This window comes from Moorena sp. SIO2C4, assembly GCF_010672485.1.
Classification (GTDB): Bacteria; Cyanobacteriota; Cyanobacteriia; order Cyanobacteriales; family Coleofasciculaceae; genus Moorena; species Moorena producens.
On sequence record NZ_JAAHGN010001503.1, the window covers coordinates 1 to 1251 of the forward strand.

Here is a 1251-nt window from a genome sequence, read left to right on the forward strand (position 1 = left end):
TGCAATGTAAGTCCGGAAACCGTAGCATTATCTTTTCAGAAGACCGGGGTCGGTATGTCAAACCGATTCTACCGAAGGGGAAAGTAAGGCGGATTGCTGTAGATGCTACCCTCAGAGCTGCTGCACCCTATCAAAAAGCTCGTAGGCAACGTCATCCTAACCGTCGGGTTATTATCGAACAAGGGGATTTACGATCCAAGCGCTTAGCCCGAAGAGCTGGCTCCTTGGTAGTTTTTGTAGTAGATGCGTCAGGGTCTATGGCTCTAAACCGGATGCAATCTGCTAAAGGAGCAGTGATGCAGCTTCTGACGGAAGCTTATGAAAACCGTGACCAAGTCTCCCTGATTCCCTTCCGGGGAGAACAAGCCGATGTGCTGTTACCCCCTACCCGTTCCATTGCTTTAGCAAAGCGGCGTTTGGAGCGATTACCTTGTGGTGGCGGTTCCCCTTTAGCTCATGGATTAACTCAGGCGGTGCATGTGGGCATGAATGCTCAATTGTCTGGGGATATTGGTCAAGTGGTAATTGTGGCAATTACTGATGGTCGGGGCAATATTCCCTTAGCTCGTTCCTTGGGAGAAACTCTACCAGAAGGGGAAAAGCCAGATATTAAAGGGGAATTGTTGGAAATTGCTGCTCGCATTCGAGCTAATGGGGTTCAATTATTAGTGATTGATACCGAGAGTAAGTTTGTTTCTACTGGTTTTGCTAAGGAATTGGCCAAACAAGCAGGTGGCAAGTATTATCATTTACCGAAAGCTACAGATAAAGCGATCGCAGCTATGACTAAGAATGCGATCGCAGATATTACATCTCGGTAATTAGCAAAGGGAATAGGGAATAGGGAATAGGGAACAGGGAATAGGGAACACGGAGTAGGGTAAACGCATCTTATTTTGAATTTTGAAATCCCTACTCGATATGAGATTCATACTATAAGTGTTTATGCTTATGAATTTTGAAATCTCTTCTGAGTAAGGCTTCTATAATTTAGATCCGTTTGCCCTGCTTGTGATCCCAAACCACAATTGATTGAGTTGTTCGCAGTTAGAGCATTTTTGAATCTGACCTGCGATCGCATTCAGGCACTGTTGAACTTTCCGATAACTGATCAATTCTTACCCAATGTCACGGCAATTGACAAAGAGGACATAGGCTGAGCATTCCAACCGGACAATCAGGTGTATTGGGATCTTCAACAATTTGGCGATATTGTAGATTCAGGCTAGGGAATGATAAACTAATTGGTAA

At 44.7% G+C, this 1251-nt stretch carries 2 protein-coding genes; both read left to right on the forward strand.

Translation table 11 applies throughout. From position 1 onward, the window contains the following. On the forward strand, nt 1-821 hold an 821-nt coding region (locus tag F6K20_RS38995), incomplete at its 5' end, for a VWA domain-containing protein (protein ID WP_287298526.1). A 207-nt stretch (nt 822-1028) separates the two neighbouring features. Then, entirely contained in the window at nt 1029-1160 is a 132-nt protein-coding gene (locus F6K20_RS39000) for a hypothetical protein (protein ID WP_287298528.1), read from the forward strand. The last annotated feature ends 91 nt before the right edge of the window (nt 1161-1251 follow it).